At 64.7% G+C, this 6542-nt stretch carries 9 protein-coding genes; 1 reads left to right on the forward strand and 8 read right to left on the reverse strand.

Going from position 1 to position 6542, the window contains the following annotated elements; genetic code table 11:
- Together VKP01_RS07550 and VKP01_RS07555 are read right to left on the reverse strand one after the other, a co-directional pair.
- Positions 1-436 (reverse strand): MFS transporter (locus VKP01_RS07550; RefSeq protein WP_324411542.1); only part of this gene is annotated, 436 nt, incomplete at its 3' end.
- Positions 437-511: 75 nt separating this feature from the next.
- The gene (locus VKP01_RS07555; protein WP_324411543.1) at positions 512-1834 is read right to left on the reverse strand and encodes a TauD/TfdA family dioxygenase; all 1323 of its coding nucleotides are present in this window, start codon (positions 1832-1834) and stop codon (positions 512-514) included.
- 136 nt (positions 1835-1970) lie between these two features.
- On the opposite strand from VKP01_RS07555, the gene VKP01_RS07560 reads away from it, so the two are divergent.
- Complete coding sequence (locus VKP01_RS07560; protein ID WP_324411544.1) at positions 1971-2885, forward strand: LysR family transcriptional regulator; 915 nt, start codon at positions 1971-1973, stop codon at positions 2883-2885.
- 52 nt (positions 2886-2937) lie between these two features.
- Here VKP01_RS07560 and VKP01_RS07565 read toward each other — a convergent pair whose 3' ends face one another.
- The 6 genes from VKP01_RS07565 to VKP01_RS07590 form a co-directional block, all read right to left on the reverse strand.
- Positions 2938-3405: a peptidylprolyl isomerase gene (locus VKP01_RS07565; RefSeq protein ID WP_324411545.1), complete on the reverse strand. Its 468-nt coding sequence runs from the start codon at positions 3403-3405 to the stop codon at positions 2938-2940.
- A gap of 34 nt (positions 3406-3439) precedes the next feature.
- Complete coding sequence (locus VKP01_RS07570) at positions 3440-3985, reverse strand: peptidylprolyl isomerase (RefSeq protein WP_324411546.1); 546 nt, start codon at positions 3983-3985, stop codon at positions 3440-3442.
- Between the two features lie 40 nt (positions 3986-4025).
- On the reverse strand, positions 4026-4559 hold the full coding sequence (coaD, locus tag VKP01_RS07575; RefSeq protein ID WP_324411547.1) for a pantetheine-phosphate adenylyltransferase: 534 nt from the start codon (positions 4557-4559) through the stop codon (positions 4026-4028).
- Between the two features lie 32 nt (positions 4560-4591).
- Entirely contained in the window at positions 4592-4999 is a 408-nt protein-coding gene (locus VKP01_RS07580) for a hypothetical protein (protein ID WP_324411548.1), read from the reverse strand.
- 9 nt (positions 5000-5008) lie between these two features.
- Positions 5009-6088: a TRAP transporter substrate-binding protein gene (locus VKP01_RS07585; RefSeq protein ID WP_324411549.1), complete on the reverse strand. Its 1080-nt coding sequence runs from the start codon at positions 6086-6088 to the stop codon at positions 5009-5011.
- A gap of 4 nt (positions 6089-6092) precedes the next feature.
- Positions 6093-6542: PfkB family carbohydrate kinase (locus VKP01_RS07590; RefSeq protein ID WP_324411550.1), on the reverse strand; the 450-nt coding region annotated here is incomplete at its 5' end.

A 6542-nucleotide genomic window follows, 5' to 3' on the forward strand; every position in this document is an offset into this window, starting at 1 on the left:
CGTTGCTGGAGGAGTAGTTGATCCAGCTCTCGACCACGACATAATACCCGCCGAGGCAGAAGCCCGTCACGAAGCGCAACGCCACCCAGACGGAAATCATGTCGGTCATGGCGAGCCCGATCGTGCTCACACCCGCCGTCGCGGCGAGCAACGCGAAGGTGCGCACATGGCGCATCCGGCGGATGAGCTTCTCGGTCAGGATGGCGCCGGCGAAGGTGCCTGCGAAGAAGACCGAGGTGATCAGGCCGATCACCAGATCGCTGGCGCCGTTCTCGTAGAGCCGGATTCCGATCAGCGGAAACAGGCCCCCGGTGGCCAGCCCGAAGGCGAGAACGCCGCCGAGGATATAGCTGAAGTGACGCACGATCTGCGGAAAGGTCGCATGGGCGGGCATGACGATGCCGCGACGGGCGGCGGCGGATTCAATGACGGACATGACAGCGGCTTTCAGTAAAGGTCGATGAGAAAGGGTGGGGGGCACCCCGCCGCAGCGGGGTGCCGGAAATTCGGATCAAACGGGGACCGGGGCGTTGCGCGTGTCCTCCTGGGCATCCTCGTCGCGCTCCAGCATCCGCATGCGGCTGAGCACTTCCGAGGTGTCGAGGTAGCAGCCCTGCAGGTGGCGCCCGCCAGTCGTGGGGTCGAAGGATTTGCGTCCGTGCAGCATCCTGCGGTTGTCGAAGACGAGGACCTGGCCGGCATCGAGCTTGAGCGTGATCAGGAAGCGCGGATCCTGCAGGTATTCCAGAAACAGCCGGATTGCGGCTCGCAGCTGCGGCATGATTTCCGGATCGGCGTCCAGCGGAGCAAGCGTGGAATTCGACCAGTTCACGAAGACCGGATTCTGCGCCGCATCGCACTCGATGATCTGATGGCGGCTGTTGTAATCGCCATCCGCATCCTGGAAGCGGAACGGGACCGAAACCTGGCTGAGCAACCGGAAGGCTTCCGGATGGTGGTCGCGCATCAGATTGGCGACAGCAATCCCGTCGGAAAGCAGGCTCTCGCCGCCCACCGCATCGTTGCGCAGGCAGTGCAGGATCTGCGTGCCGGGCGGCAGCTCATAATGCGGCATATCAGTATGCAGCGGCAGATCCGAGGCCGTATAGGCATTTGAAATCGGTACCGCCTTTGACATCACGTCGAACTGGAAGCCGAAATTGCTGGAGCGGACGACACCGATCCGGGCGCCGAGGCGGGTGGAGAGGTCATGCTCATCCGGCGCGCCGGAAACAACGGACCAGCCGGTTTCCAGATAGTCGCGTAGCCAGACACGCAGCATGGCGTCGGAATACATCACCGCGCTCCAGTAGGCCGGCTGCGGCGTCAGGCTCGCGTGATGGCGGGTCGGATTGGCGATGAAGCGGTGCCGGGTATAGCAATGGGCGCGCAGCCATCCCGCATCGAAGCGGCTCACCGGCTGGTCGGTCATGTCCCAGCTGATTGCCAGGGCGACAGGCGATTCCAGGGTGACGCTCTCGGGCCGGAGGTCGGCGGGAATATCCAGCGGCGAGACCAGCCGCTCCCGGGAATGGGGATGGCGGGAGGCCGGGTCGGGGCTGTTCTCGCGCAGCCAGCCGTGATGAAACCGGCTGATCGTGTCGTCTTCCCAGGTGATCGTGACCGCGGCATCGTCGAAGCTGACGGCGCGCATTGTGCTGACCAGCGGGTAGCGGGTGAGATCGGCCATGTCCGGGCGGGACGGTTCCGGCTGCGGGCAGCGGCAATTGCCTTTGCAGGCGCCGTTGCAACGACCGCGCGAATGCTTGGTGGCGGGGCCGAGTGTGTCGGTGGTGGTTTCGTGACGGGTGTTCATTTCGTGACGGGTTTTCATGGCGACATCCTCAATGCTTGCGTTTCGTGTCAGGCTTTCGAGTGCTTGGGGTTGCATTCTTGATTGGAAGGTCGCCTAATTCGGATCTCGGGAGAATTCGCTCATTCCGACCAGCATCTGTCGATTGCAGGAACAAATGGATCGCTACAGCGATATGGCCGTCTTCGTGGCCGTTATTGAACAGAAGGGTTTTTCGCCGGCGGCGCGTCTACTTGGCATGACCCATTCCGCCGTCTCGAAGCGCGTCAGCCAGCTGGAACAACGGCTCGGCACACAATTACTGGTACGCACGACGCGCTCGATGCGGCTGACTGAGGCCGGAGAGGCCTATATCGGGGAGGCGCGCCGCATCCTTGACGCGATCACGGCCCTCGAGCAGGGGTTGGGTGACAGCGCGCAGGAGCCACGTGGGGTGCTGCGAATCAGCGCCTCAAACGCATTCGGGCAGCGGCATATCGTGTCCGCTACGATCGATTTCATGCGTGCGCATCCCCAGGTCCAGATCGATTTGACATTGACGGATCAGATGATCGATCTCGTCGCCAGCGGCACGCATGTGGCGATTCGCAGTGCTTCTCTCACGGATTCATCGCTGGTGGCGCGCAAGCTGGCGCTGAACGAGCGCATCGTCGTGGCAAGCCCTTCCTATCTCGCGGCACGGGGAGCGCCGCGTGACCCGGGCGATCTGGAGGCTCGCGACTGCCTGCTGCTCAATCACGAAACGCGTTTCAATGATTGGGGATATCGCTCACCGACAGGGCGGCGGCTGAAGCTGCAAGGGGCTTTCGCCTGCAATACGGTCGAATCCCTTCACGCTGCAGCGCTGGCCGGCGTGGGCATTGCCCGCCTGCCGGCGTTTCTGATCGGGGAGGATGTGGAGGCGGGGCGTCTGACGCCGATTCTGGAGGAATACCGTCCGCCAGCGGAGAGCGCGATTTACGCGGTGCGCCCGGGCGGCGGGATCACGATGCCGGCTGCGCGGGTCTTCATCGATTTTCTCGTCGACCGCTTCCAGCCGGTGCCGCCATGGCAGGCGCGCACAAGGGGCTGATTCGAGGCCATGTCGCCGGCGGCGAGGGGGCCCGCCGCCGCGCTGGATTTGATCAGGCCGCGTCGGCGGCGACCTTCATGGAGACGATCTTGTCGGGATCCTGAACCGGCTCGCCGCGCTTGATCTGGTCGACATTTTCCATGCCCTCGGTGACCTGACCCCAGACCGTGTACTGGTTGTCGAGGAAGCGGGTATCGCCGAAGCAGATGAAAAACTGGCTGTTGGCGGAATGCGGCGCCTGGGTGCGAGCCATGGAGCAGATACCGCGCACATGCGGCTCGGCGCTGAACTCGGCGCGCAGATCCGGCAGATCGGAACCGCCCATGCCGGTGCCGGTGGGGTCGCCCGTCTGGGCCATGAAGCCGTCGATCACACGGTGGAACGGCACACCGTCATAGAAGCCCTGCCGGGTCAGCGTCTTGATGCGTTCGACATGGCCGGGGGCCAGATCAGGGCGCAGTGTGATGACCACGCGACCCTTGGTGGTTTCCATGATGATGGTGTTTTCGGCATCGGCCATGATGTCGTCCTTTGTCTCGATTCGAGGTTGGTTTTTACTGAGTGTCGGCGAGAACGCGCATGCTTTCGATCCGGTCGGGATCATCCACCATGCCGCTCTGGCCCGCACCTGGCGCGATCTGGTCGATCGCATCCATGCCGCTGACCACTTCGCCGATCAGGGTATATTCGTTGTCCAGCCAGTCCGCGCGGTCATAGACGATGAAAAACTGGCTGTTGGCGGAATTCGGATTTTGCGCGCGCGCCATGCCGACGCTGCCCCGCGTGAAGGGCTCCGAGGAGAATTCTGCCTGCAGATCCGGCAATTCGGAGCTACCCATGCCGGTCCCGGTCGGATCGCCGGTCTGAGCCATGAAGCCCGGGATCACCCGGTGAAAGGGCGCGCCGTCATAGAAACCCTCACGGGTGAGGGTGACGAGCCGCTCGGCATGGGCGGGCGCAATGTCGGGCCGCAGCGCGATGACCACCTCGCCATGCGGTGTTTCCATGACGAGCGTGTTCGCCGGGTCATCGGCGGTTTGCGCCTGTGCGGGCAGCAGGGCTGCGGCGAACAGGGCGGCGGCGAGGGCGAGAGATTTCATCGCGGGCAAGCTCCGTTGGGCTGAGGATTGAGGCACCGGGTCAGGCCGCGCCGGTGCCGAGTTTCTCGGCCAGGCGCGCGACCACGACCGGCGGCGCGAAGGCGGACACATCACCGCCCATCTTCGCGATCTGGCGCACCAGCGTGGCGGTGATGTGACGCACGGAAGGCGAGGCGGGGAGGAACACGGTCTGGACCTGCGGCGCCATGGTGGCGTTCATGCCGGCCATCTGCATCTCGTAGTCGAGATCCGAACCGTCGCGCACACCGCGCAGGATCAGACTCGCTCCGGCCCGGCTGGCGGCATCGACGGCGAGATCGTCGAAGGTCATCACGTCGATGGCCACATTCTCCGCCTGCGCGATGCCAGCACAGGCTTCGCGCAGCATCGCTTCCTTTTCGGCGGGGGAAAACAGCGGCGTCTTGCCCGGATGCACGCCGATCGCGAGCACGATCCGATCGCACAGGCGTGCGCCCTGTGCGATCACGTCGAGATGGCCATGCGTGACCGGATCGAAGGAGCCGGTATAGAGGGCGGTGCGCAGGCGTGGCTGCTGACTGGTTTGCTGCGTCATGGCGCAACGCTTAGCCCGTCCGGTGGCATGCTTCAAGCGCCATCGGTTTCCAGCCCGTAACGCGCGATCACGTCCGGCTGGCAGACCTTCGCATGCAGGGTGAGCAGTATCAGCTGCGCATCGAGGCTGTCGCCGTCCTCCAGCGCCCGTTCGATCCGCGCCTCGGTCCGGTCAAGCAGATCGGGCGGGTTGCTCGCGGCCAGCGCAGCCGGGCCGAGCATGCAATAGGCCACGATTTCCGCCGCCGGCGCATAGGCCTGAGGCGCCGGGTGCTTGCCGATGGCGTGGTCCTTGAGCAGGTTGACGATGGTGAGCTTGATCGCTTCCGGCACGACATTGGGGTGCAGATCGACGGCGCGCAGAGCGGCGTCGAGCTGCTTCAGGTCGTGCGAGCGCCCGAACATGCCCATGAAGCCGAGTGAGGAAAATGAACGTCCCATGATGGCAGTCTATGATCTCACGAGCGATCGCGCCATATCCGATGACAGCGCAGTCCAGTTGCGCAGCGCGCCCTGCGCTTCGCGATAGGAGGCCACGATGCGCTCGGCGAGATCGGAGGTGGCTGCGATCCCGTCGATTATCTCGCTGGCGGCTTCGCGTGCGGCGCGGATCAGATCGCCGGGAAACGCCTCGATCGAGACATTGCCGGTGGTGAGCATCGCGTCGAGGGCGCGGGCATTGTCCTGATGCGCATCGGCCAGCGCCAGCGCATGCTCGGCGCGCGCCGCCTCCGCGACGATGGCGCGCAGGTCGTCGGGCAATTGCTCCCATGCCGCATCCGAGATCAGCAATTCGCTCGGCCCGTTCGGCTTGTTGAAACCGGGCGCGTAGTAATACGGCGCGTGCTGATGCAGGCCGGTGTCGTAGTCGCTCGCCGGTGCGAGGAATTCGACGCCGTCGATCGCTCCGCGATCCAGCGCGGTAACCATCTCGCCGGCGGGCAGGTTCACGGGCGTGGCGCCGAGCTTCTCGAAGATCTGCGCGCCGAGCCCGACGATGCGGATACGCCGTCCGCGCAGATCCGTGAGGCTCGCGATGCGTTCGCGGAAAAAACCGCCCATATTCGGTCCCGGATTGCCCGCCATGAACGCCTGCACGCCATAGGGTCGGTAGAGTTCGTCCCAGAGCTCCTGGCCGCCGCGCAGGGCGATCCAGGCCTGATGCTCGATCGGGCCGAGGCCGAAGGGTACGGTGGTGAAGAAGCTCGCGGCGGGCATCTTTCCCTGCCAGTAGATCGCGGCGGAATGGCCCATCTCGACGGTGCCCTGCGAAACGGCATCAAGCACGCCGAAAGCCGAGACGATTTCGCCGGCAGCGAAGAGCTCAACATGCAGCCGACCTGCCGCCATCCGGTTGATCCGCTCGGCTACCCGCTGCGCCGAGACACCCGGTCCGGCGCGCCCGCGCGGCCAGGAGGTTACCATGCGAAAGCGCAGCGCATTCTCGCGAGCGATGGCGGGGGAGGCGATAGCCGCGCTCGCGGCGAGGCCGCCGACGGTCAGTCCGAGGGCATTGCGGCGATTGATCATGATGTCACCAATAGGAATGGAAATGGTGGACGGGGCCATGCCCCTGTCCGATATCGAGGTCGCGACCGGCCGCGATGGCGGCGCTGATATAGGTCTTGGCGGCTTCGACCGCAGGGTGCAGCGTGGTGCCCAGTGCCAGTTTCGCTGCTATGGCCGAGGAAAGGGTGCAGCCGGTACCATGGGTGTTCTGCGTCGCGATGCGCGGGGCGGGGAAACGGTGGACGTTGGTCGATTCGATCAGGAGATCGACGCTTTCGACGCCGGTACCGTGGCCGCCCTTGATCAGGACGGCGGAGGGGCCCATGGCCAGAATACGCTTGCCTTGGTCGCACATGGCCGCCTCGTCCTGTGCAATATCCTCACCGAGGATCTCGGCGGCTTCGGGGAGATTGGGCGTGACGATGGCGGCATGGGGGAGGAGCACGTTGCGCAAAGCGTCAATCGCATCCTCGCT

This window comes from Saliniramus sp. (genome assembly GCF_035311605.1).
GTDB lineage: Bacteria > Pseudomonadota > Alphaproteobacteria > Rhizobiales > Beijerinckiaceae > Saliniramus.